The organism is Glutamicibacter protophormiae (assembly GCF_016894325.1).
GTDB classification, from domain to species: Bacteria; Actinomycetota; Actinomycetes; order Actinomycetales; family Micrococcaceae; genus Glutamicibacter; species Glutamicibacter protophormiae.
The window spans coordinates 1,942,102-1,965,682 of sequence record NZ_CP069806.1; the positions used below are offsets into that span (position 1 = coordinate 1,942,102).

The 23,581-nt window shown below is 63.8% G+C and carries 17 protein-coding genes and 1 pseudogene; 4 read left to right on the forward strand and 14 right to left on the reverse strand.

All coding sequences use genetic code 11. From position 1 onward, the window contains the following. The first annotated feature begins 34 nt into the window (after positions 1 to 34). The 3 genes from JQN66_RS09055 to JQN66_RS09065 are packed head-to-tail and all read left to right on the forward strand — an operon-like array spanning position 35 to position 3,707. Complete coding sequence (locus JQN66_RS09055; protein WP_204674432.1) at positions 35 to 1,099, forward strand: hypothetical protein; 1,065 nt, start codon at positions 35 to 37, stop codon at positions 1,097 to 1,099. Further along, positions 1,096 to 3,309 carry an RHS repeat-associated core domain-containing protein gene (locus JQN66_RS09060; protein WP_204674433.1) on the forward strand — a complete coding sequence of 738 codons (2,214 nt, stop codon included), beginning with the start codon at positions 1,096 to 1,098 and terminating at the stop codon, positions 3,307 to 3,309. Before JQN66_RS09055 ends, JQN66_RS09060 begins: the two co-directional genes overlap by 4 nt. Continuing rightward, a complete protein-coding gene (locus tag JQN66_RS09065) occupies positions 3,306 to 3,707 on the forward strand; it encodes a hypothetical protein (RefSeq protein WP_204674435.1) in 402 nt (133 codons plus the stop codon). The genes JQN66_RS09060 and JQN66_RS09065 overlap by 4 nt, the downstream gene beginning before the upstream one ends. 527 nt (positions 3,708 to 4,234) lie before the next feature. Here the strand turns inward: JQN66_RS09065 and JQN66_RS09070 are convergent. The 14 genes and pseudogenes from JQN66_RS09070 to JQN66_RS09135 form a co-directional block, all read right to left on the reverse strand. Further along, positions 4,235 to 5,628 (reverse strand): annotated as a pseudogene (locus JQN66_RS09070) (IS256 family transposase). Between the two features lie 298 nt (positions 5,629 to 5,926). Continuing rightward, entirely contained in the window at positions 5,927 to 6,412 is a 486-nt protein-coding gene (locus JQN66_RS09075) for a hypothetical protein (protein ID WP_204674437.1), read from the reverse strand. Between the two features lie 12 nt (positions 6,413 to 6,424). After that, a complete protein-coding gene (locus JQN66_RS09080) occupies positions 6,425 to 7,162 on the reverse strand; it encodes a chymotrypsin family serine protease (RefSeq protein WP_204674439.1) in 738 nt (245 codons plus the stop codon). A 108-nt stretch (positions 7,163 to 7,270) separates the two neighbouring features. Then, entirely contained in the window at positions 7,271 to 8,578 is a 1,308-nt protein-coding gene (locus JQN66_RS09085; RefSeq protein WP_204674441.1) for an ISL3 family transposase, read from the reverse strand. Next, positions 8,527 to 9,039 carry a hypothetical protein gene (locus tag JQN66_RS09090; RefSeq protein WP_204674443.1) on the reverse strand — a complete coding sequence of 171 codons (513 nt, stop codon included), beginning with the start codon at positions 9,037 to 9,039 and terminating at the stop codon, positions 8,527 to 8,529. The genes JQN66_RS09085 and JQN66_RS09090 overlap by 52 nt, the downstream gene beginning before the upstream one ends. 1,272 nt (positions 9,040 to 10,311) lie before the next feature. After that, positions 10,312 to 12,078 carry an IS1634 family transposase gene (locus JQN66_RS09095; protein ID WP_204674445.1) on the reverse strand — a complete coding sequence of 589 codons (1,767 nt, stop codon included), beginning with the start codon at positions 12,076 to 12,078 and terminating at the stop codon, positions 10,312 to 10,314. Between the two features lie 137 nt (positions 12,079 to 12,215). Next, positions 12,216 to 12,965, reverse strand: a complete 750-nt coding sequence (gene bioD / locus JQN66_RS09100; RefSeq protein WP_204674447.1) for a dethiobiotin synthase — start codon at positions 12,963 to 12,965, stop codon at positions 12,216 to 12,218. Next, complete coding sequence (locus JQN66_RS09105) at positions 12,962 to 14,143, reverse strand: cytochrome P450 (RefSeq protein WP_204674449.1); 1,182 nt, start codon at positions 14,141 to 14,143, stop codon at positions 12,962 to 12,964. The genes bioD and JQN66_RS09105 overlap by 4 nt, the downstream gene beginning before the upstream one ends. After that, a complete protein-coding gene (locus tag JQN66_RS09110) occupies positions 14,140 to 15,321 on the reverse strand; it encodes an aminotransferase class I/II-fold pyridoxal phosphate-dependent enzyme (RefSeq protein ID WP_239463969.1) in 1,182 nt (393 codons plus the stop codon). Before JQN66_RS09110 ends, JQN66_RS09105 begins: the two co-directional genes overlap by 4 nt. 1 nt (position 15,322) lies before the next feature. Then, positions 15,323 to 16,684 carry an adenosylmethionine--8-amino-7-oxononanoate transaminase gene (gene bioA, locus JQN66_RS09115; RefSeq protein ID WP_204674451.1) on the reverse strand — a complete coding sequence of 454 codons (1,362 nt, stop codon included), beginning with the start codon at positions 16,682 to 16,684 and terminating at the stop codon, positions 15,323 to 15,325. Further along, positions 16,681 to 17,940, reverse strand: a complete 1,260-nt coding sequence (gene bioB, locus JQN66_RS09120; RefSeq protein WP_204674453.1) for a biotin synthase BioB — start codon at positions 17,938 to 17,940, stop codon at positions 16,681 to 16,683. The genes bioA and bioB overlap by 4 nt, the downstream gene beginning before the upstream one ends. A 500-nt stretch (positions 17,941 to 18,440) precedes the next feature. After that, on the reverse strand, positions 18,441 to 19,001 hold the full coding sequence (locus JQN66_RS09125; RefSeq protein WP_204674455.1) for an HIT family protein: 561 nt from the start codon (positions 18,999 to 19,001) through the stop codon (positions 18,441 to 18,443). A gap of 28 nt (positions 19,002 to 19,029) precedes the next feature. After that, positions 19,030 to 21,045, reverse strand: a complete 2,016-nt coding sequence (thrS, locus tag JQN66_RS09130) for a threonine--tRNA ligase (RefSeq protein ID WP_204674457.1) — start codon at positions 21,043 to 21,045, stop codon at positions 19,030 to 19,032. Between the two features lie 108 nt (positions 21,046 to 21,153). Continuing rightward, the gene (locus tag JQN66_RS09135) at positions 21,154 to 21,801 is read right to left on the reverse strand and encodes a winged helix-turn-helix domain-containing protein (RefSeq protein WP_204674459.1); all 648 of its coding nucleotides are present in this window, start codon (positions 21,799 to 21,801) and stop codon (positions 21,154 to 21,156) included. Between the two features lie 79 nt (positions 21,802 to 21,880). Here JQN66_RS09135 and JQN66_RS09140 point away from each other — a divergent pair, with 79 nt between their 5' ends. Beyond that, on the forward strand, positions 21,881 to 23,461 hold the full coding sequence (locus JQN66_RS09140) for an MFS transporter (RefSeq protein WP_204674461.1): 1,581 nt from the start codon (positions 21,881 to 21,883) through the stop codon (positions 23,459 to 23,461). Positions 23,462 to 23,581: the final 120 nt, after the last annotated feature.

Below are 23,581 nucleotides of genomic sequence, written 5' to 3' on the forward strand. Positions count from 1 at the left end.
CACCTACGGAGCAAACTCCGCTGCCGGTGTACCGTTGCTGGCCTCCACCGAAGAAAAGACCGAAAGCGGGTCACGTGTAGATGCGCCGACGTACTACAAGTACGGTAAGGCCAATGACTCGAACCGATCCGACTGGCTGGAACTGGTCGAACGGGGCAACGCCACGGACGGAAATACCAGAGTGCAGCACGCTCGGTTCGTGTACGGCCTGACCCCGTCGGGGGACGGAACCAACACGCCCAAGCTGGCAGAAAGCCAGGTCAAGCTCTGGGAACAGGACGGCACCCACAAGCCGGTGACCGGTTATGCGGTGTTCGGTCCGGGCAAAGCTATCGGATCATCCAAAGCAGCCTCGGTCGCGGCGGCTGATTTCAAGTACGCTGACCTGCAATATGTCGATGCGCAGAACCGCGTCGGCAACACCGCCTCCTATGCGGCAGGTGCCTGGCAGCTCACTGCCAACGTGTTCAACGCGCAGGGGAATGTCGAACGGTCCTACGATGCCCGGGCCATCCATAGTATTCAGGCAGCAGCAAAGACTGCTTCTAACCTGGACAAAGGCGTGCTGGACGGACACGAAGAGTACGCTCAGGTTAATGTTTACTACGAGGATCTGAAAACACTGGTCGATGAGAACGGCAACGGCCTCTCAACGAAAACCGATGCCACGGAAAAAGCGGCAGAAATCGCCAAGAATGAGGCGACCGCCGAGTTCCTGCGCGGCTACGTCACCGACACCTATTCACCAGTGACCACCGATGAAAATGATCAGCCCTCCCGGGTACATACCAAGACCAGCTACACGCCGATTACAGATGTTGACGCCGGGGGCATGCCTCGCATGCTGCCAACCACGGTAGTGACTTCCAAGGCCAGCTCTGGGAAAGTAGACCCAAAGACCACCGGGGAACCGATCATCACCCAAGTGGAGAACGGTTACAACGCGTACACCGTCGACAAGAACGGGAAGGCGATCACCGATAAGAATAATCTGCGTTCAGGCTGGGTGATTGGTTCACCCACCAAGGTTACCCAAGTCATGGCCAAAACCGCGGAGAATATCGTCACCGAGACCCGGTTCGATGATCAGGGCGCGTGATCGAATCCCGGCAGCCGAAGTCCGCCGGCGCTGATGCTGGAACGACGAAGAGCATCTACTACACCGCTGGAGCGAACGCAGCGGATAGTGACTGCGGAAGCAAACCGGAATATGCGGGGTACTTGTGCAAGAACATCCCGCAGGGTGCCGGGTCGGTCGCTAAGCATCAGACCGGGTTCAACATCTATGGCCAGCCAGCCACGTTCACCGAGTCCTCGACCGGAACCGATGGGGCCAAGCGCATCACCACCCAGACGTACCGGGCTGATGTCCAGGAAGAGAAGACCACGGTCACCACCAGCGGGATCACCACCACTGCGGTACAGCCGGTGGAGAAGCTCTACGACGTCACCGGAGTACAGAACGGCGTGCGGGCGGTAGCTTCCGGCTCCCTGCCGCAATCCGAGGTGAAGTGGACCCAGGACTTGTGGGGACGATCCACTTCCTACACCAACTCGCTGGGAGAAACGACCACCACTGAGTACGACGCGTTCGGCAACGTCTCCAAGACGGTCTCCCCGGTCTCGACCACCACGTATAAGTACGGGGCCCTATCCAATGACGCGGAGAACATGGGTGAATACCAAGGTGTAGTCACCAGCATGACCGTGTCCAAGCACGGCGGCACCAACACCGCAACCTACAAAGCCACCTACGACGGGGACGGCAACGTCCTCGCCCAAACCATCCCCGGGGACTTCACCCAGAGAATGGACTACGACGAATCCGGCAAGCAGGTCCGCCTGGCCTATGACGGACCGTTGAAAGCGGAAGACGGCACCAGCTCGATCGGCACCTGGATCGCGTGGGAGCTGAACCGTGACGTCACCGGACGCATCATGGGTGAAACCACCCCGGAAGGCGACGTGCTCGCCGGCACCTCGACCGCCGGGGACCGTGGGGCCGCCTATGACCGTGCGTTCACCTACGACCGGGCCGGACGGCTCACCGAGGTCAAGGACATTACCGCCACCCCGGGAGAAACGGTAAACACCGACCCCGAAGAAGGGGCCGTGACCCCAACGACGGTGCGGACGTACGTGTTTGATAAGAACGGCAACCGTGCCTCGCTGACCACCACGGTCAACGGCACCCAAACCGGATCACGGACCTGGGCCTACGACGCGGCAGACCGTGTCGGCGTGGGAGCTGGATACGTATATGACGGGTTGGGACGGCAGACCACGATCCCAGCCGCCGATGCGCCGGCAGCTGCCGGCGGAGTCAAGGCCGGGGCCGGGGCGATCACGGTGAAGTACTTCGCCGATGACGCTGCCGCAGCCATCACCCGCAACGGCACCACCTCCACCATCGCCCGGGACCCTGCAGGGCGCCGCCTGACGGTGACCTCGTCCGGTACCGCGGCTGCCGGGACCGAAACCAAGCACTACGCCGATGATTCGGATAATCCTGCCTGGACCACCCGTAAGCAAGGCACCGAAACCATCACCACCAGGTACGAATCCACCATCGGTGGAGACCTGGCGTTGACCCTCACCGGGAACACTGTCGAACTGGCCGTGAACAACCCCCACGGGGACGTGGTCGCCACCGTGCCGTTGACCGGTACCGGTGCGGGGCAAGGTATCACCGGGTGGGCGCAATACGACGAGTACGGCAACCAACTCACCGAACCAGTGAACACCGGTGCCACCACCTACGGTTGGCATGGCGCCGATGAACGCGCCGTCGATACCAGCGGTCTGATCCTGATGGGGGCACGGCTTTACAACTCGGTGACCGGGCTGTTTACCAGCCGCGACCCGGTCGAGGGCGGCAACACCACGACCTATGCTTACCCACAAGACCCAGTCAATGCACAGGACATTTCCGGGGAATTCTGGGGACCGCTATTCAGGATCCTTGCTAAAGCCTGTCAGCGATACTGTTCTAAAGTGACGAAGCCGGTCGGCAAATGGGGTAAATCCTCTTGGAGGTCTACAAAAGAACATGCAAAGCAAGGCTGGAAATACGCCAAGAATAAATGGAAGAAAAACAACTATTTTCGAGCAGGCAGACAATCCAATGGCGTTTATCGAGTTTCATTTGGGGTGGCTCGAAAACATTATGATAAGCAGGGAAGATTTGGGCGCACCTTCAACAGATTCCACTTGCACATTGAGCGTCGCAAGGTCTCATGGAGCTACCATTATGGGAAGAAAAAAGGTCAGAGCTGGCACGGAGGATGGGGAAGGAACTACAATAAGTGAGTGAGGAAACCTCTGAATACCTTAGTGGATTGAATAAGTATGCCAGAGAAATCATAGGTTCTTTACCGGCAGGATTTTCTGCTTCGGCGGAGCAGCGAGAACATGATGTTCTATTGAAACTGCAAGGGCCCAAACTCGGCCAATTTGTTCTCGTACTCGGTGGAGAAGTTGCAGAAGTGCATTATGACGATCGCTTCTACGGTTATGAACCTCTCAGTGATGAACATGAGGAACTACGAGAATTCATCACGGAGATTGTTGACGATATTGTTCTAGCGATTCAGAAAGGCATACCTCTGGTTAAAAGGAAGAGGCTTATGACAGCTTCTAAATTGGTTCTACCGCGTAGAAACGGTGCCAGCTTTCTTCTTCGGAAGCGGCGGTCAATCCATCGTTGAGTCGGGGGCAGATAGGAAGTCTTCTGCTCGCCTCTTTGCATACAGCTAGTGCTGAGTGACTCCGTTCCCTGAATCGGGGCGGGGACAGATGGTTTGAACAATAATCTCGCTTCAGTTTGTAAGGGTATGGCATCGATTCTCCATCGGTGTCATACCCTTCAGTCGTTCTTGGCACCGATGACCGCTCCGTCGATACAAATGGGTTGCTCCTGATGGGTGTCCAGCTGTTTAACCCAGCTTTTTCATGGTGGTTCAGAAACCCATCCGCGCCCGGCATGAGCCAAGCTCGGGTGGGTTTCCTGGTGGAGGGCACGACGAACAGCGCCACCCACTGACGCACGCACTGGCCACCACTCACCGAAAGAATATTGCTGTTGAAGGAACCACGGACCAGCAAGCAGCGGCTCAGGCCACCAATTGCCCCTGACGCCACCAGCCGGCCAGCGACCAGACCCGGTACCGCCAGAGCTTGTCAGATTGTTTGTGTAAGCCTCTAGTCACATCCGTTATTCAGGGCTTCGTAACAATCAATTCAAATACGTCTCGATGCGCTCCGGGTAGGCCATGGCCAGCTGCTGCAACGCCTGCTTCCAGCCGTTCGTCCCGGCTCCTTCCACCAGATGCTCCCCGGCACCAGCCCGCGGGATCCGCCCCTTCTTCTGCGCGTCCTTGAACCGCTCCCTGGCCCGCTTGTCCTCGATATTGCAGATCGCCAGCCAGAGCATCTTCACCGCCGCCGCATCGATAAGGAAATGGCCCCGGGACTTGATGACCTTGCGCAGCTGGTAGTTCATCGACTCAATCGCGTTCGTCGTGTAAATGACCTTGCGCAACTCGGGCGGGAACTCCAGGAACGGGGTGAAGCGTTCCCACGCGTTGCGCCAGGTTGCTACCGCCGACGGATACTTCTGCCCCAACGCACTGGCTTCGAAATCATCCAAGGCTTTCAGCGCGGATTCAATGCTCGGAGCCGTGTAAATGCTCCTCAGCTGCGCGCTGACCGCTTTGCGATCACCATAGGAAACGAACCGGTTTGCCGCACGGATCAAGTGCACCACGCAGGTCTGCACGGTCGCCCGTGACCAGGTCGCCTCGATCGCTTCGGGGAATCCGGTGAGCCCGTCGCAGCAGGCAATCAGGAAGTCTTTCACCCCGCGGTTGGCTTTTTACGCGCAAACACAGAGCCTGCGAACTTCGCGCCCTCGTTCTCGGTCACCCAGATCCCCAGCACGTGCTTGATGCCCTCCACGGTCACGCAGATGGCCATATGCGCGGCTTTGTTCCGTACCTGGTGCCCGTCGCGGACCTTGATGACCATGGCGTCCAGGTAGAGGATCGGGTAGAACTCCTCCAGCGGGCGCTCCTGCCAGGCCGCGACCTCGTCGAGGACCTCGTCGGTGATCTTGCTGATGGTGTCGTGGGATAGCTGGGTGCCGACCGTGGTTTCCAAGTGGTAGGCGATATCCCGCACCGTCATGCCGCCGGCGTAGAGGGAGATGATCATTTCCTCCAGGCCGCCGGTGCGGCGCGAGCCCTTTGGGCACCAGGGTCGGGGTGAAGGTGCCGGCCCGGTCCCTGGGGATCTGCAGGTCGATATCCCCGGCCACCGTGGACACGGTCTTCGGGTAGGAACCGTTGCGGGAGTTCGGCAGGAACCGGCCGTGGGCTTCGCCTTGCTCGTAGCCCAGGTGGTTGCTCAGCTCGGATTTCAGGCCGCGTTCGAGGCCGGCACGGATGATCTGCTGCGATGTTCTCCGTCCTTGCCGTCGAGCTGGATCTCGCCGCGGTCGATGAAGCCCATGAGCTCGCCGAAGGCCCCGGAGTCCTTCACGGCATCCATGGAGCCAAGGGCTGCGATCTTCTCGGCGATGTCGGAGGCGTTTTCCATGCTCTGTTCGGCCTGGTCTTTCTGGATGGTCATATCGTGTTTTCCTAGTCTATTTCTATCAATTGACTAGGGGTCTTACACAATCAACCTGACAGGCTCCTGGCCTGGGAACACGCCCGGGCCAGACACACTTTATTGCCTATAGCCCCTGGCTGTGGATTCTCAGTATTCTTAACCAGATAGAGCCACAATCCATTCAGGATTGTGGCTCTATCTCAATAAATCAATATCACCTGCTGAAGCAACCAAAGATGCTCTACCCGATAGTATAAAACGTCCTTGGAATGCCTAGAATCGAACGACGCGCCATCGAGCTTGATTCACAGCCAAGCTACTTTTCAAGTACAAGCCTATAGCTGGACCTTGAAAAGGTGATCTTAGATCCCGTCTTCTCTACCGTCACTTTGCCTGAGAACAATTCGTCTAGATGCTCAGTCAGTTCCGTAGAACTACCAGTACAGCCTGAGCCTGCTTGGATGAGTGAACGGGACACGGTCCATTCATCACCACTGACACTTTCGACTTGAAAGCCCGGTGACGAGCAGAAACCAATTGCACGAATCTCGCCTCCGGCGGGCGGATCAGGAAGAATGATTTCTAATCCTTCTGCGAGCAAGTCTTTCTTCTCATTCACCTCCAACGACACGACTTTGTAGGACTTGTCGACACTAGTTTGAGAGGGCATCTGCGAACTAGCAGGTGGCTTGTCAGTCGACGTATTGCCGGGCTGATTCTCAGTTCCTGAAACAGAACAACCTGCAAGAAGAAGAATTAACGGTGTGAGTATTAGAGACGTGGCTTTGAGTGACCAGCGCATAGATATCCTTCCCTATCCGGTGACCAACGAAGCGCCCGCAGACTTTGCGAACGTACGAGTCGAGGTGAACAGAACGGTCTTGGAGCACTTATTGCTGCCAAGGGACCTGACGCTACCGCAAGCAGAACCGGTCAACGCTGTCCCACTAATGGCCTGGATCATTCCCACGGCACCAACTGTTCCAGTGCCGTTCGGGTAGATCACTGGCCCTCCGCTGTCACCTTGAATTGCAGCAATATTCTTTGAAGACTGCTGAACAGCCTTGATGTTGTTGGCGGCTCCCCCTCCAAACTTGTCGTCCCAGGCAACTTTCATCGCTGTAACTTTCACGTTGCAGTGGACGCCAGAGTTCGCACCATTCGTACAGACGAAGTCACCGAGCGATACATCACGATACCCGGTGACTCGCTTGTTGAAACCCTTGGAATCGTTCCATGCACCATCCCAAGTGCGACCGGCACCTTTCCCGCTCAAAATCCGCGCTTGGCCTGCGTGGTTCGTTTTCACGGTTGACCCATAAGATTTCCCGTTCAAAGTTTTGTACGACTTGTTACAGTGGCGGGCCGTAGTGATCCTATTTACTCCAGCATATTTCATGGCGAATCCGGCCGAGCAACCTCCGCCCGAAGAGGTCATCCAGCCACCTGCATAAAATGGAGATGAGTCCGAATGTCGACCTGCAGCCGGAATTGTTGCTTCTTCCTCCCCAGCCACGGAAACTTTTACATCAACGGGGAAATTGTCAGCCAAGTTGTTTGCCACCTTTTGCACTGAAGTAGTCAGCGTCCTCGCTGAGGCTGAAGCATCATTCGGAATCAAGTTCAGTTCGACACCATCGACGTCCTCTTGAAGGGCTCTTCAGGATTCAGAGTGTAAACGTGGCCTGAACCCGCCGGTCTCCAATAACGACCGTGCGATATAGTGCGTCAGATTCTTGAACCCTAATGCGATACCTCGCAGATGCTCCAAACGTCCGTTGAGCGCTTCGGTAGGCCCATTCGAACTGCCGACATGGTCAAAGTACGCGAGGATATCCGTCTTCCTCCGACGCAGGGTCCCGCCGAGCTTCTTCAACTCCGGCAGCCCCTTGGGCACCTTCGTACCGATCTCGGCAATCAGTTGCTCCATAGCCCACCGCCCGATCTCGGGTTTCAGTTGCCGGTAGGCATCAACCATCTTCTGATACACGCTCCACACCAGTTGCACCGGCTCATACTCCGGGGCCTTGAACAGATCCTCCAGCTTGGTTTTCTGCTTCTCGGTGGCCAACGACAGCCCTGTGGTCAGTGTGCGCCGGCACTGATACAGCGGGTCGTCCTTGCGTCCTCGCCGCCCATGGTGCTCGCGCTGGACCCGTTGCCGGGTTTGATCCAGGGCTTCGGAGCCGAGTTTGACCACATGGAACGGATCCAGGACCTCTACTGCGTGGGGCAGCTCTTCGGCGGCAGCTGTTTTGAAGCCGGTGAACCCGTCCATCGCGACCACCTCAATGCCCTGCTTCCACTGCTCGTCGCGTTCGGCCAGCCAGGTCTTGAACACCGCTTTGGACCGGCCCTGAACCATGTCGAGCAGTCGCGCGGTGCCGGTGCCGTCGCGCACAGAGGTCAGGTCCACGATGACGGTGACGTATTTGTCGCCGGTGCGGGTGTGCCGCCAGACGTGCTCGTCCACGCCTAACACTTTGACTCCGTCAAACCGTGCAGGATCGCTGATGAGCAGCCGTTGGCCTTCGGCCAGCACCGCTTCGTTGGCGGTATTCCAGGTGACGCCGAGCCCTTCGGCAATTCTGGAAACTGACAGGTGCTGGGTGACGAGCCCGGCCAAAGCCCAGCGCAGCCCGGTCCTGCTGATTTTCTGTCGTGGCGCTACTGCTTGGCTCAGGTCTTCACGCCATACGCGTTGGCAGTGGCCACAGCGGTAGCGGCGGTGCCTGATGACCAGGACGGTGGGCCGCCAGCCGCAGGGTTGGTGGGCGAGTCTGCGAGTGACGGTATCGCGGGGAACTGCGGTGCCACCGCAGATGCGGCACCACGGGTCCGGGGTGGTGACGTGGCAGAGAATCTCGGCTTTCGCCGTGCTGAGGTGCTGCCCGATGGCGGTCAAGCCCAGCTGGTTCAGGCCTGCGAATGTCGTGAGGTCTGGTGCGGTGAAGGTAGGATTGAGCAACGTCGGGGTCTTTCGAAGAAGGTTGTGTAGGAACTTCCATTCTTCGCGAAGGCCTCGACTTTTTCGTGCTTTGGCGACATGCCCGGGATCCGGGGTGTTGGGTTTAGGCGGTTACACTCTGAATTCTGAAGCGCCTCTTGAAGACCCGTGACCGTATCGACCTGAAACCCACTATCTTCCAAAGCGGCGGCATCATCCATGAGTCGCTCCGCTGTTGATTCAAGCTCTTGGAGAGAGTACTTTCTTGGAATCACAGAAACGTTAAGCCCCCGAGCCTCGGCTTCTTCTTTGTAGAAGCCAGCTGCGTCGAGTCGATCCTCTTCCCAAAGCAACTTGACCGAAAGGCTGTTTGCATCGTTTACCGTAGCGATAAAGCCCAAATCCGTCGCTTCGTTCTGCTCCGCAAGCCAATCACCATACGAGAAAAGTTTGTCTTGGTTTTCCCATACTTCAGGACTCATGCCTCCTCCTTCTTCTTCGGAGACACGGGGTTCTTCTTCTTCGGAGACACGGGGTTCTTCTTCTTCGGAGACACGGGGTTCTTCTTCTTCGGAGACACGGGGTTCAGACTTCGACGGGCCAGCCCATGCGCTACTAGGGACTGCCAGCATCACGGAGGCTGACAGAGCCGCAGCCGAGAACACAGATACGAGTTTTTTACGAAAAATTCCTCCTTTTTAGCGAATAGATCCAGCCTATCCAGCAAAGTTGGAAAATAACCGCTGAAATAGGTCTCAATAAGATATCGATTAATCTGAGGCAGATTAACCAAAAAGAAGAGTCTTACTCAGAATTCAGTAATCTAAATCGACCGAACTGAAGCAGTTGCTGTGACTTTCCGTTTGGAAAGTACATCCGCACGACCGACAACCACGACGGCGAAGAAACAAAAGCCCTGGAAACACCGGCTCGCACGCTGAACAGACCTTCTTGAACCATCACTGATCTACTGCCGCTAGCACCTGTAGCTCCACACTGCTGCCGCCAATGATCGAGCTCAGTGGGTGCTGGAACGATCCAACTGCGGCCGTACTGTTTCTCCTCACCACGGCGTCCACGTCCTCCAGCTCGGCGAAGCATGAGCTGACAACAAGCCCCAGCCCTACATAGCGGGACGTACAACCAACCCCGGTACTGGACCATAGCTCACTCCTACATCCCCGGCCGGGGACAAAAGCGCAGGACATGTACCACCGTCCCTCGTCAATGAGCACTGGTTGAGGGGAAGCCCGGCCGGTCCTTGCAGCAAAACATCCATTTGACGGCAGTAACCCGGCACCGCTGAAAACTATTCAGCCCCCTGGCACTGTATTTCGCCCACTGTTTCGCCCGTAAACAGTATGGAAATCCGTTTTTCTGCGCTCATCGCACTCGTCCCACAAAAGAGTTCCCGCCCCGCACACAACAAGTGCATGACGGAACTAAATCGCTGCTCGCAAGATACTGACAAACAGAATTCAAACGCTCGTGAACTAGCTTCTTCTCGGCCCACACAACGAGGGGTGACTAAAAATAACCCTCTCCATATAGCGTTCAATTCCGCAGTCGTACTGGCTGCTCTACTGCTTACCGGCGATCCCGGACCAGCTGTGCTTCCGTCCGTAATTCAATCAGCTCAAGCGCACGTCCAGGCCGTTCCGTTCTCTTCCGCCCTAGGCTGAAGTTACGTTAGGGAGAACGCCCGGATCCGCGGAATCACGCGGATCCGGGCGATTTCTCCTTTCTGTTTCTGGCTACGCTGGCTGCGCTGTGAGCTTTTCCAGGTGAGCGGTGATCAACTCCATCGCCCGGTGCTGGGTGGTGGTGGGCAGGGCCAGCAGCTCAAAGGACTCCTGCACCCCGGCCACGCTGACCGTGTTCCGGGTCCTGGTGGCCAAATGGGTGAGCAGTCCCTGGAAGCCGTACGCCGTCTCTCCTGTGGCCAGTTTCCGCGTGCTGGCCTTCCTGGCCGCCGTGGTGGAGCGTTCGGCCTTGACCACCGGGTCCTCACCGACGGGCCGCTCCTCGTCGGTGTAGGTCAGCGGTGCCAAGGCGGTGCGCAGGTGCCAGGTCAGGTGCGCGGCCAGCATGCAGAGGAACACGTGCGCCCGGGTGCGATCCTCGGTGTAGTGGCGGATCGGGCGGATCCCCAAATCCCGGCTCTTCAGGGTTTTGAAGATCTTCTCCACGTTCGCCAGGGACTTGTAGGTCCGCACCGCACCGCCGGCATCCATGCTGGTTTCAGGCACGTTGGTGCGGATGACATAAATCCCGTCCAGCCCCGCCTCCCGGGCAATGGATTCCTGGTTGCGGCGGTAGCTGAACGAGGTGTCGGTGATATCCAGCAGGAAGTGCTTGGCCATGTTGTATTTGCCCAGCACCTTGCCGATTTTCACCCCGATCGCCCCGGCACCGGTGACCCGGCCGGCGGCCGCGGCGGCGACCAGGGCGTCAAGGTGTTCTTCGGTGGCGGTGAGCAGGTTCTCGCGCTTGTGCTTGCAGTGTTCGGCCAGGGCGGGGTTGCGGCAGGCGATCAGCCGTTCGCCGGGATACTTCTCGTGGCTGATCTCTGCCAGGTTCTGCTCATCGAACAGGCTCATCTGCAACGGGCCGGTGTCTACGGCCAGGGCCTGGATGTCGGTGTTGCGCAGCGCGGTCACCCAGGACAGGGAGGAGGTTTTGGCCAGGTCGTTGATGCGGGCGCTGGTGATCATGCCGCGATCCCCGACCATGACCAGATCTTCCACGCCAGCCAGCTCCTGGATCTCTTCGGCAATGGTGATGAACGCGGTCGGGTCGGCGGTGTTGCCGGGGAAGACCCGCACCGCGATCGGCAGGCGGGCTGCGGTGGCGAGCATGCCGTATTCGATTTGCTGGTGCCCGCGTTTCTTGTCCCGGGAGTAGCCGTGCTTGGCCAGCGGGTTGTGGGTTCCGGTGACCCAGGAGGAGGACAGGTCGAACAGGGCCAGCCGCTGCGGGTTGGCGGTCTGGCGGCCCAGGTGGGTGCGGGCCAGCTGCTTTTCGATCCTCGGCTGCTGCTCCAGCAGCCAGTCCATCGCGGCGTAGAGTTCGTCGCTGCTGGTGGGCCCGAGGTCGCTGGCGTAGGTGGTGTCGGCGAACCAGGTCAGGGTGGCGTTCTTCGAGGTGGGGTTGCAGATGCGGGCGGCGAGCAGGCCCATGATCAGGTCGCGGTGCCGGCATTTTGTGCCCAGCAGGTTCTCGAAGCCCAGGCCGTGGGCGAGGGTGGTGATCGCATGGATGTGTCCGGCGGGCAGGGAGCGGTGGATGCTCAGGTCGGCGGTGGCGTCGATCAGGGGTTTGCCGGCCAGGGAGGCCTTCAGCGCGGCCAGGGCGTGGTCGGGGAGGTAGGAGACGTTGCCGAGGGTTTCGTGTTTGACCTTCCCGTTGTCGCGGTAGCTGCGGCGGATCAGGGCGGTGCGGTATTCCACGGTGGTGCCGGCTTGGTTGGTGCGTTGGCGGCGGTTGATGGCTACGTGCATCGCGGAACCCTTGGCGCTCATGGTCATATCATACGCCGATGTTACCGGTTGCGGAAGGGTGATAAGTCATATTTTTGGTGGCTACGTTTTTTGTGTGAAAAACGGGTTTTGCCCCGGAATCTTGCGGTTCCGGGGCAAAACCCTCACGTAACTTAAGATTAGTCCCTTGTTCCGCCCCTGCCCACCCCGTCCCGGCAAGGCGCCGCAGCGCGCGGCTGGGTGAGCGCCATCCCGGCGGTGCGCAGGGATTTTTCCGTGACTCCGGAGACCAAGCCGGCGGGCAGCGCCCCGGCCCAGTGCCAGCCGTGCGCAGCCGCCAGCTGCTGCAGGTTCTCCAGGTTGCGCCGGTGCAGGGCATCCGGCTGCGCGGGGTAGCTTCCCAGCAGCAGCGTGCCGGATGCGAATCCGCGGCGTACCGCGGCTTCCAGGGTCAGCGCGGTGTGGTTCAGGGTGCCGAGGTCAGGGCGCGACACCACCACCAGCGCTGCCCCGAGCGCCTGGGCCAGGTCGGCGATGCTCTCCCCTGCCGCGGTGAGCTCCACCAGCAATCCCCCGGCCCCTTCGACCAGCACGGTGTCGTACTCCGCTGCCAGCTGGTTGACGCGTGCCAGATGCTCGGCCAGCCCCGGAAGCTGTGCCACGGCGGCGGACCCGCCCTCGACCAGCGCGGCATCCACCGGCGCCATGGGTTCGCGCAGCCGGATGCCCTCGGCGACCTGCAGGCCCACCGGATGCCCGAGCCAGGCGGCGATGCTCTGGGCGTCGCCGGCCTCCCCTGGCCGCACCCCGGTCTGGGTGGGCTTGTAGACCGCGACGCGGCGCCCGGAGGCAAGCTCCCGGGCGGCCAGGGCGGCGGTGGCGACGGTTTTTCCCACATCGGTGTCGGTTCCGGTGATGACGTGGATCATGGTTGGGTCCTTTCGAAAGTGGCGCGGCGGACGCGGACTGCGGTTGGTGATTGGAAGGAAACCAGATGGCCCCAGGGCTGGCTCCTGTCGGCGAGTTCCAGATTCGGCCATGCCGCGGCGGCGGTGCGCAGGACCACCTCGGTTTCCATGCGGGCCAGCGCTGCGCCCAGGCAGCGATGCAGCCCGAAGCCGAAGACCAGGGAATCGTCCCCCAACTCGGCCAGCCGGCCGCCGGACAGGCGCAGCACCAGTTCATCGCCCGCGGCGAAGCGTCCGCCGTCCAGCTCCGTCTCGATCCGCGTGATGCGGCGCCAGGTGGGGACCGAGCTTGCTTCCAGGAGCACCCGCTGCACCACCCGGGAGCTGGCGGATTCGCCGGTGGCCGGATCGGCGCAGTCGGCCCAGTCGTCGTCGTGCAGGGCGCAGAACAGCGCGCTTTGGATGAGCATTGCGGTGGTTTCCTGCCCGGCGATGCCCAGGAAGTAGGCCAGCGAGACGATGCGTTTGGCGTCCACCCCGGCCTGGTGCAGCGCGGCGTAGAGGTTTCCGTCGTCCCGGGCCAGGGCCTCGGCCACGGCGCCGCGCAGCCAGGCGTGGTATTCGACGGCGCTGCGGGCCAGCTCCTGCTGGCGCTCCGCGTCCGGCCAGCCCCAGAACAGCTCCAGCGAGTCCCGGCTCCAGCGTTTGAGCCGGTCCACGGGCGGCACCGGGGTGCCGGCCAGCCGGGCCATGACCTCCGGCGGAATGACGGCGGCCAGTTCGACGGCCAGGTCCAGCTCCGCCCCGGCATCGAACTCTTCACGCAGCTGCTCGCACAGTTCGCGGGTGCGGCGGGTGATGAACTGTCCCTGCGCGGCGACCTTGGCGGGGCTGAAGAAGCCGGCGACCACCCGGCGCACGGCCAGGTGTTCGGGCCCCGAGGCGCTGGCGAGCACCGGCGGCAGCGCGAAGCGCCCGCAGGCCAGGATGCGCAGCGTGGCGGGAGCCAGCTGGACCGCAGCATGCAGCGCGTTGGCCGGGGTGAAGTCCTCGGCGCGGCGCAGGATCTCGCGGACCGTCGCAGGGTCCTCGATGCTGCGGTAGCGGCCGGTGACGGCGTTCGGCAAGACCTCCTCCAGCGGCCGGGCCAGGGGTGCGCCGGCCGCGGCGGACAGGGTGCCGGCGTAGGGGCAGCTCATGCTTCAACCTCCAGGATGGTGCCGATGACGCTCTGCAGCGCGGCCGCGAGGGTGTCGGGGTGGTGGTGCGCGTGGGCGGTCAGCCGCAGCCGGGACACGCCGTCGGGCACGCTGGGCGGGCGGAAGCAGTTCACGGCGTAGCCGCGTTCGCGCAGCAGCGCCGCGGCCGCCGTCGCCTGCGCGGGGGTGTTCATGCGCACCGACTGCACCGGGCCTGCCGAGGCTTCGACGCGGCCGGCCAGCCGCGGCTCGGCGGACAGGATGTCGCGGATCAGCAGGGTATTGGCCGCCAGCCGCGCGATGCGCTCTTCGGTGGCCAGTCCCAGCGCGGCCAGCGCCCCGCCCGCGGCGGCCGGGGCCAGCGCGGTGTCGAAGATGAAGGTGCGCGCGGTGTTCAGCAGGTGTTCGCGCCACAGCTGCGCGTCGTCTCCGCCGACCAGCACCGCGCCGCCCTGGGCGCCCAGCGCCTTGGACAAGGTGGCGGTGGCCAGCACGTGCCCTGCCTGCTCCAGCCCCGCCGCGCGCACCGCGGATCCGGAAGGCACCGTCGCCAGCGAATGCGCTTCGTCGACCAGCAGCACCGCGCCGTATTCGGCGCACAGCGCGGCGGCCTGCTCTAGCGGGGCGGCGTCGCCGAGCACCGAGTAGAGCGATTCGACCACGAGCACCACACGCGGCTTGGGGGCCGGGGCGTCGCGGTTGGCGCGCAGCAGCTGCTCGGCGGCGGCCAGGCTGTTGTGCTCGAAACTGCGCCAGGCGGCGCCGGAGAGCTTGGCCCCGTCGACCAGGCTGGCATGGGCGTGGGCGTCGAGCAGGAACAGGCTGCCCGGCCCGCCCAGCGCGCCGAGCACCCCGAGGTTCGCGGTGTAGCCGCTGGAGAACACCAGCGCCTGCGCGCGGCCGGTGTAGCTGCACAGGGCGGTTTCCAGCTCGCGGTGGATGTCCCAGGTGCCGGAGGCGACCCGGCTGGCAGCGGCGCCGGCGCCGGCGGTGCACAGCGCGGTGATGGCTCCGGTGCGCACCACCGGGTGCGCGCCCAGGCCCAGGTAGTCGTTGGAGGCCAGGTCGTAGAGGGTGGAGCGGGCGCTGTCGGTGCGCTGTATGTCCCGCTTGGCGCGCACCGCCGAGCGTCCGCGCAGCCAGCCTTCCCAGGCCGTGGTCGCGGGCGCGATCGCCACGTCAGCCACCGTGCACCTCCGATACCGCGTCGGTCAGGGCCGCGCCCAGGGTCTGCAGCTGCCCGTCGGTGCAGATGTACGGCGGCATCACGTAGACCAGGTCGCGGAACGGGCGCACCCAGGCGCCGCGTTCCACGGCGGCCCCGGCCACCTCCGCCACCTTGACCGGTTCGTGCAGCTGGATCACCCCGACCCCGCCGAGCACCCGCACCTGCCGCACGGCCGGCAGCTTCCGGGCTCCGGCCAGCGAGCTGTTCAGCCCGCGTTCCAGCCGGGCGACCTGGGCTTGCCAGGGGGCCTGCCCGGGGGCGGTGCCGGCCGGCCCGGCGAGCAGGTCCAGCGAGGCGCAGGCCACCGCGCAGGCCAGCGGGTTGCCCATGAAGGTGGGCCCGTGCAGCAGCGCGGAGCCGGCGGTTCCGGCGCCCGATTCCAGCGCCGCGGCGACCGCTGCGGTGCAGAGCATCGCGGCCAGGGAGAGGTAGCCGCCGGTCAGCGCCTTGCCCACGCACATGATGTCCGGCTCGATGCCGGCGTGCTGCGCGGCGAACAGCTTGCCGGTGCGGCCGAAGCCGGTGGCGATCTCGTCGAGGATCAGCAGCATCCGGTGCTCGTCGGCGATCTCGCGCAACACCTGCAGCACACGCGGCGGGTAGATGAACATGCCGCCGGCGCCCTGCAGCAGCGGCTCGCAGATGATCCCGGCCAGCGTCCCGGTGTGCTGCGCGGCCATCCGGCGGGCCCGGGTCTCCCAGAGCTGGAGCTCGTCCTCGTCGTAGATCCAGTCCCCGGCGATAGTGCGTTCGGCGGCCGGCGGGCGGGGCAGGAACAGCTGTTCGCGCGCCAGCGGGGCGAAGGCCGCGTGCATGCCGTCCACCGGGTCGCAGACGCTCATGGCGGCGAAGGTGTCGCCGTGGTAGCCGCCGCGCAGCGCCAGGAAGCGGCGGCGTTCGGGGCGGCCGCAGGCGTCCTGGTACTGCAGGGCCAGCTTCAGCGCGACCTCCACGCTGATGGATCCGGAGTCGGCCAGGAACACGTGGCGCAGGCCCTCCGGGGCCAGTTCGACCAGCCGTTCGGCCAGCTCGATGGCCGGCTGGTGGGTCAACCCGCCGAACATCACGTGGCTGAAGGCGTCGATCTGGGCATGCGCGGCGGCATCCAGCGCCGGGTTGCGGTAGCCGTGCACCATGGACCACCAGGAGGCCATGCCGTCGATGACCCGGTGCTCGGCGCCCTGTGCGTCGCGCAGCGTGAGCTCGGCCCCGCCGGCCGCGGTGACCGCGTAGTGCGCCCCCGCGTCCAGCGGCGCGTACGGGTGCCAGAGCAGCCCTGCATCCCGGGTCAGCAGGTCGGTGGCGGTTTTCATGCGTTCGGGCCCTGCTGGGTTCCGGCGCCGCGGCGGCGCAGCACCGGTTCGCGCGCGGCGCTGGGCCAGCAGCCCGAGGCGGCGCTGCCGCAGCCGGGTGCGTCGGCGGAAGCGGACGGGCCGCAGCCGGTGCCGCAGCCGCTGGCGCAGCCCCCGGCCGGGGCTTGCTCCTCGTGGGCCGCGGCCGCGTGCGCGGCTTCGCGCAGGCGGCGGGCGACGTCTGCGGGGCTGGAGGCTTCCTGGCCCAGGACTACGAAGCCGGCGTCGGCGATCATGTCCAGGTCCTTGGCCGCGCCCTGGCCTTCGCTGGTGAGGTAGTCGCCCAGGAAGATCGAGTTGGCGACCTCCAGCGCGGTGGACTGCAGCGAGCGCAGGTGCATCTCGCGGCCGCCGGCGATGCGCAGCTCCTTGTCCGGGCAGGCCAGCCGCACCAGGGCCAGGATCCGCAGGCAGGCCAGCGGGGTGAGCAGCCAGGTGCCTTCCATGGGGGTGCCGTCGAAGGGCATCAGGAAGTTGACCGGGATGGAGTCCGAGCCCAGCTCGCGCAGCGCGAAGACGGCCTCGACGAGCTGCTCGGGGGTTTCGCCCAGGCCCACGATGAGCCCGGAGCAGGAGGACAGCCCGGCGGACTGGGCCTGCTGCACGGTGTCCACCCGGTCCTGGTAGCTGTGCGAGGTGCAGATCTCCGGGTAGAGCGATTCGGAGGTGTTCAGGTTGTGGTTGTAGGCATCCGCCCCGGCGTCCTTCAGCCGGGCGGCCTGCCCGTCCTTCAGGATGCCCAGGCAGGCGCAGACCTCGACCTGCGGGTGCTCGCCCTTGAGCTGTTCGACCATGGTGGCCACGCGGTCCACGTCCCGGTCGGTGGGGCCCTTGCCGGAGGCGACCATGCAGACCCGCGAGGCGCCGCCGGCGATGCCGTAGCCGGCCTGGGCGACGGCCTCGTCGGGCTTGAGCCAGGTGTACTTCAGGATTTCGGCCTTCGAGCCCAGGCGCTGGGAGCAGTAGGTGCAGTCCTCCGGGCACAGCCCGGACTTCAGGTTGACCAGGTAGTTGACCTTGACGGTGTTGCCGAAGTGCTGGCGGCGCAGGGTGCCGGCGGCGCCGACCAGCGGCAGCGTGGCGAAGTCCGGGGTGGCCAGCACCGCCAGCGCCTCGGCTTCGGTGAGCCGGTGTCCGGAGGCGATCCGGGCGGCGAGCTCGTCGGCGTCGAGGAGCGCGGGCTGGGCGGTTTCTGCGGCTGCGGTATCCAAGGTCATGGGGTGCCTTTCCAACGGGAGCACCGCGTCCGGATCCTGCCGGCGAGGGGAATGCTCTTCCGGCGCGGCATCCTTGAACGGTGTTCAATATATGTTGATTACACACCGTACACCCTTGCGGGAGTTTTCTTGAACACCGTTCAACTATGTGTCCCGGGCGCCGCATGCGCCGAAAAGTCCCTGCAGCCGCCGGGAGGTTTCGACGCGCAGCGCTTTCGCGCCGGACGCGCGACGTGCTGATTTCGGCTTGATTCCAGGGGATCCCGCCCGCCGCGCAGCCATCCGCCGGGCACCTGTTCCGCTACGCGGGGCACGCCCAGGCCGGCTGCGCGCACGCGCTTCAAAGAGCTTCGTGTTTCGGGAGGCGATCACCTCTGAAGCCGCCGTCAATCACCGCGGAACGGCGTCCGGGCAGCAAAAAGCGCGCCGCGGCCCGGAAGGGAATTCCTTCCGGTCCGCGGCGCGCCCAAGCGGCGTACCGCCTCGGGGTGGCGCCCGGCCTATTCGACGTCCAGCCACGCCGCAGCGATGGCTTCGCGCACCTCGGACAGGGTCTGCGGAATCGCCTTGGTCTGGGCGATGATCGGGAAGAAGTTCCCGTCGCCGCTCCAGCGCGGCACCACGTGCTGGTGCAGGTGCGCGGCGATCCCGGCTCCCCCGGCTTCGCCCTGGTTCATGCCCAGGTTGAAGCCGGCGGGGTTGGACACCGCGCGCAGCACCCGCATCGACTTCTGCGCCAGGGCCGCCATTTCCGCGGTTTCCTCCAGCGTGATGTCGGTGTAGTTCGGCACGTGGCGGTACGGGCAGATCAGCAGGTGCCCCGGGTTGTACGGGAACAGGTTCAGGATCACGAAGCAGGTTTCCCCGCGGTGCACGATCAGCGCCTCGCCGTCGGTGCGGCCCGGGCCGGCGCAGAAGGGGCAGCTCGCCTCGTCCTTGACCTGGTCCTGGCCGCCCTTGATGTAGGCCATCCGGTAGGGAGTCCACAAGCGTTGGAACGAGTCGGGCACGCCGGCGAGTTCGAAATCGTCGGTGACCTGTGCGTCCTGCGGATACTGCATGCTGGTGGACTCCCTTGTTGCGGTGTGCTTAGTTGTTGTTGTCGCGGCTCTTGATGGCGGTCACGATGCGGGCAACCGCCTCGTCGACCGGCACCTGGTTGTCCTGGCTGCCGTCGCGGAAACGGAAGGAGACCGCGTTGGCCTCGGCATCCTCGCCGCCGGCGATGAGCACAAACGGGATCTTCTCCTTGGACGCGTTGCGGATCTTCTTCGGGAAGCGATCCGAGGAGTCATCCAGCTCCACGCGTACGCCGGCGGCCTTGAGCTTCGCGACGACCTCGGCGAGGTAGTCGTTGAAGGCCTCGGCCACCGGAATGGCGCGGACCTGCACCGGGGCAAGCCAGGCCGGGAAAGCGCCGGCGTAGTGCTCGGTGAGCACACCCAGGAAGCGTTCGATCGACCCGAACTTGGCGGCGTGGATCATCACCGGCTCCTGGCGGGAGCCGTCGGCGGCCTGGTACTCCAGGCCGAAGCGTGCCGGCTGGTTGAAGTCGTACTGCACGGTGCCCATCTGCCAGGTGCGGCCGATGGCGTCCTTGGCCTGGACCGAGATCTTCGGGCCGTAGAACGCCGCGCCGCCCGGGTCGGCGACCAGCTCGACGCCGGTTTCGGTGGCCACGCGCTCCAGCACCGCGGTGGCTTCCTCCCACTGCTCGTCGGAGCCGATGAACTTGTCCGACTCCGGATCGCGGGTGGACAGCTCCAGGTAGAAGTCGTCCAGGCCGAAGTCCTTGAGCAGGGACAGCATGAAGTTCAGCAGGTGCTCGACCTCGGCCGGGGCCTGCTCCTTGGTGACGTAGGAGTGCGAGTCGTCCTGGGCGAAGCCGCGCACGCGGGTCAGGCCGTGGACCACGCCGGACTTCTCGTAGCGGTAGACGTGGCCGAACTCGAACAGGCGCAGCGGCAGTTCGCGGTAGGAGCGTCCGCGGCCGCGGAAGATCAGGTTGTGCATCGGGCAGTTCATGGCCTTCAGGCGGTATTCCTGGCCCTGCTTGGTGATGTTGCCGTCTTCGTCGCGCTCTTCATCGATGTGCAGCGCCGGGAACATGGTGTCCGCGTAGTACGGCAGGTGGCCCGAGGTGTGGAACAGCCCGTCCTTGGAGATGTGCGGGGTGCCCACGTACTGGAAGCCTTCTTCCACGTGGCGGTCGCGCACGTAGTCTTCCATCTCGCGCTTGATGATGCCGCCCTTGGGGTGGAACACCGGCAGGCCCGAGCCCAGCTCGTCCGGGAAGGAGAACAGGTCCAGCTCGGCGCCCAGCTTGCGGTGGTCGCGGCGCTCGGCCTCGGCCAGGCGCTCCTGGTAGGCCTTCAGGTCTTCCTTGGTCGGCCAGGCGGTGCCGTAGATGCGCTGCAGCTGCTTGTTCTTTTCGCTGCCCAGCCAGTAGGCGGCGGCCGAACGGGTCAGCGAGAAGGCGTTCTTGATCAGCTTGGTGTTCGGCAGGTGCGGGCCGCGGCACAGGTCTTTCCAGACCGTTTCGCCGGACTTGCGGTCCACGTTGTCGTAAATGGTGGTTTCGCCGGCGGCGACCTCGACGGTCACGCCTTCGCCGGAGGTGTCGGCCGAATCGGCCTTGGCCAGCAGCTCGCACTTGTACGGCTCGTTGGCCATCTCGGCCTTGGCCTCCTGGGGGGAGACCTCGCGGCGGGCGAAGAGCTGGTTCTGGTTGACGATCTTGAGCATCATCTTTTCCAGCTGCTTCAGGTCTTCGGGGGTGAACGGCTCGTCCACGTCGAAGTCGAAGTAGAAGCCGTCGGTGATGTACGGGCCGATGCCTAGCTTGGAATCGGGACGCAGCTGCTGCACCGCCTGGGCCATCACGTGGGCGGTCGAGTGGCGCAACACCTCCAGACCCTCGGGGTCGGCGATGGTTACCTGGGTGACAGTGGTTCCGGCTTCGAGTTCGCGGGACAGGTCTCGCAGTACGCCGTCGACGTGCATGACTACCACGTCTTTGTCCTTGGCGAAGAACTGCAAACCGGTCGTTCCCGCGTCCACCTGTACCTGCTCGCCGTCGATGGTGAGAGTCAGCTGCTCGCTCATGAGATCGGGTTCTACCTTTCAATCTGTGATGGCTTCATAGCTTGTGGCATACCTTGGCCACAGCCAGCCAGAACCCAGTTTAGTTCAGCATCGCCCCGCGCAACCGGTTCACTTCGGCTTTTGCGTCGATTGTCCGGCCGAGTGTGACCCGTTCAACAGCTCATCGGCCGAGAGCAGCCCCGAGTAGTGCCACAGCTTGCGCTCGGAGATCGGCTGCGCGGTGGCGACCTTCCCGTTCTCCTGGTCCTTGCGGAAGGCGGGGATCACCTGGTCCAGCCGGCGTTGCAGTTCCTGGCGCTCGTCATCGGTGAGCATCAGGTTGCTGGTGCTCAGCTGCGCCAGGTCCTCCCGGATCTCGCCGCCGTCGTACCACCGCTGGGCGTGGGCCAGCGTGGCTTCGAGGCGGCGCTGCTCGTCGTGGATGACCTGCCCGAGATAGGCGTTCATGGCGGTGGCCGAACCGTCTTTGCTGCGGTCCGCAGGCTGGCCCGTGGTGTAGCCGGTGGCGGCCGGACGCCAGACGCGGTCGCGCTTGTCGCGAGCCAGCTCCGGGGCTTCCTCGATCATCTCCGCCTTGGCCAGCTCGCGCAGGTGGAAGCTGACCTTGTTCGGCGCGAGGCCCAGCAGCTCCCCGATGTCCGAGGCCCGCCCGGTGCGCATGGCCGCCAGCGCGTCGAAAATCTGCCGGCGCAGCGGGTTGGCCATGGCCTTGAGCATGGGCGTGGTGAACGTGACGTTCGACTGTGGTTGCGTCATGGATTCAGCATAACAATTGCCCAAATAAAGTTGCGCAAGTTCTATTGCGCAACTTTATTTGCGGGTTTATGGTGGGTGCATGACCACGGACCAGACGACTCCCCTGCTGCAGCCGCAGACGGCCGGCGCCGGCGCACAACGGCTGCCGGCGTTGCGGCGCCAGCGCAGCTACCGCATCTGGTGGGTTGCCGATACCACTGCCCTGCTGGCCGGCGGCATCTACGCCTTCGTGCTGCCGCTGATCCTGCTGGCGCTGACCGCTTCGCCGGTGCAGGCCGGAACCCTGGCGGCGGTGGGCCTGGCCGCGCGGGCCAGCCTGACGCTGCTGGGTGGTTCCGCGGCCGACCGTTCCGACCGGGCGCGAATGATGCTCCTGGGCGGAATTTGCGGTGCGGCGCTCACCTCGGCACTGGCAGTGGCCAGTTTCAGCGGGTCGCTGGGCGTCGCGGTGTTGTGCGTCGCCCATGTGCTCATGGAGCTGCGCGGAGGCTACTTCGGCACCGTCACGAATGCGGCGCTTAAGGACGTGGTCCATCCCAAGCAGCTGGGACGCGCCATGGCGGCGAACCAGGGGCGCGATTCGGCGCTCATGCTGGGCGCTGCCCCGCTGGGCGGACTGCTGCTCGGACTGGGCGCAGCATTTGCCCTGCTGGCTGTCAGTTTCCTGCAGCTGCTCGCCGCCGCTTCGGGATTCGCGCTGCGCGGGCCGTTGCGCGCAGCTGAAGCCGGCTCCAAGCCCGTGGAAAACTCCCCTGCCGGCAGCGCGCAGGTCTCCCCCGGCATCGCGGCGGGCATGCGGTGGTGTTTCGCCAAACCTCAGCTGCGCAGCCTGCTGATCCTGATTACCGTCATCAATATCGGAACCAACGGGCTGAACACCACGTTGATCTACGGATTGCAGCAGCGCGGCGAGGCCCCCTGGGTGATCGGACTGGTATCCACGTTCATGGGACTGGGCATGTTCGCCGGGTCGCTGTTCGCCGGACGCCTGATCGAGAAGGTCCGGACCGGGGTGCTGGCCTGCAGCTGCCTGAGCGTCCTGGGCGGCGCGATGCTGCTCATGGGCTTCAACACCCACCTGGTCTGGCTGGGCACCATGCTGCTGGTCGCCTTCCTCAGCGTCCCGGCGCTGAACGCGTCGGTCGGAGGCTATTTCATGGCGGTGGTCCCGCGGGAGATGGCAGGACGCGCCAATTCGCTGATCTTGTTCATGGCGCTGTCGGCTTTGCCGCTGGCGCCGTTTCTCACCGGGCTCGGCCTGCAATGGCTGGGCATGGGGCCGACGCTGGTGTTCTTCAGCTCCCTGGTGATCGTTGCAACCGTCGCCGCCTGGTGCTCACGGCATGTGCGCGGCATCCCGCACCCGGATCGCTGGACCAGCGAACCGGCGAGCGCACCTTCGCAAACATCGGCCGAGGCAGAGGCATCCGAAGACCTTGGGGCCTTGGGTGCCGGGCCGACGCAGGTTCAAGGAGAAGTGACCATGAAAAACAATCCAGCCCCAGAATCATCGGCGTCCGCCGGCCGGCTCGGCTTGCGGCGCATTCCCAGCAGCGTGCAACGCAACCATCATGCCCCGAGCCGAATGGATCAGGAGTTTCGTGCCCAGCGTGATCGCAATTTGTCCTCGCCGCGCAATGAGCAGTGGATCTATCTGTAAGGGCTTCGGCAAACTTCAACACTAGCTCTTGCCCAGTTTCGATGGGCTCGAAGCATCAGCATCCCGCGGCGACACATGGGTCAGCCAGAGCTGCCCCTGTCAAGACATCGACAGGGGCGG

Bases quoted from the DNA above. Each gene is read 5' to 3' on its own strand.
- JQN66_RS09075 (WP_204674437.1), bottom strand. From the start codon at position 6,412: ATGCGCTGGTCACTCAAAGCCACGTCTCTAATACTCACACCGTTAATT.
- JQN66_RS09090 (WP_204674443.1), bottom strand. From the start codon at position 9,039: ATGAGTCCTGAAGTATGGGAAAACCAAGACAAACTTTTCTCGTATGGT.
- JQN66_RS09095 (WP_204674445.1), bottom strand. From the start codon at position 12,078: ATGAGCGCCAAGGGTTCCGCGATGCACGTAGCCATCAACCGCCGCCAA.
- bioD (WP_204674447.1), bottom strand. From the start codon at position 12,965: ATGATCCACGTCATCACCGGAACCGACACCGATGTGGGAAAAACCGTC.
- JQN66_RS09105 (WP_204674449.1), bottom strand. From the start codon at position 14,143: ATGAGCTGCCCCTACGCCGGCACCCTGTCCGCCGCGGCCGGCGCACCC.
- bioA (WP_204674451.1), bottom strand. From the start codon at position 16,684: ATGAAAACCGCCACCGACCTGCTGACCCGGGATGCAGGGCTGCTCTGG.
- bioB (WP_204674453.1), bottom strand. From the start codon at position 17,940: ATGACCTTGGATACCGCAGCCGCAGAAACCGCCCAGCCCGCGCTCCTC.
- JQN66_RS09125 (WP_204674455.1), bottom strand. From the start codon at position 19,001: ATGCAGTATCCGCAGGACGCACAGGTCACCGACGATTTCGAACTCGCC.
- thrS (WP_204674457.1), bottom strand. From the start codon at position 21,045: ATGAGCGAGCAGCTGACTCTCACCATCGACGGCGAGCAGGTACAGGTG.
- JQN66_RS09135 (WP_204674459.1), bottom strand. From the start codon at position 21,801: ATGACGCAACCACAGTCGAACGTCACGTTCACCACGCCCATGCTCAAG.
- JQN66_RS09140 (WP_204674461.1), top strand. From the start codon at position 21,881: ATGACCACGGACCAGACGACTCCCCTGCTGCAGCCGCAGACGGCCGGC.